Source organism: Bradyrhizobium sp. TM233 (assembly GCF_036247965.1).
Lineage (GTDB): Bacteria > Pseudomonadota > Alphaproteobacteria > Rhizobiales > Xanthobacteraceae > Bradyrhizobium > Bradyrhizobium ottawaense.
This window is the reverse complement of the sequence record NZ_BTIG01000050.1, coordinates 1-486: the sequence shown is the minus strand read 5'-3', so window position 1 is coordinate 486 and position 486 is coordinate 1. Positions and strand designations below refer to the sequence as shown.

The 486-nt window shown below is 69.3% G+C and carries 1 protein-coding gene; it reads left to right on the top strand.

The genetic code is table 11. The features are described 5' to 3' along the window. The coding region (locus tag AABA86_RS33220) for a S16 family serine protease (RefSeq protein WP_338309750.1) at positions 1-486 on the top strand (486 nt) is incomplete at both ends.

Sequence of the window (486 nt, the reverse complement as noted above, 5' to 3'; positions counted from 1 at the left end):
GAGATCGAGCCGGAGGCGCTGAAGCTGGTGGTCAAGGGCTACACCCGCGAGGCCGGCGTGCGTAACCTCGAGCGCGAGATCGGCAAGCTGTTCCGCCATGCCGCGGTGCAAGTCGCCGAGGGCACGACTGCGAAGGTGGTGGTGACGCCGAAGGACATCGGCACCGTGCTCGGCCAGCCGCGCTTCGAAGGCGAGATCGCGCAGCGCACCAGCGTTCCGGGCGTGGCCACCGGCCTTGCCTGGACGCCTGTTGGCGGCGACATCCTGTTCATCGAGGCCTCGCGCGTGCCTGGCCGCGGCGGCATGATCCTGACCGGCCAGCTCGGGGAGGTCATGCGCGAGAGCGTGCAGGCTGCGCTGACGTTGGTGAAGAGCAAGGCCACGCAGCTCGGCATCGATCCCCAGCTGTTCGAGAAGAACGACATCCACGTTCACGTGCCGGCGGGCGCGACCCCGAAGGACGGACCGAGCGCGGGCGTGGCGATG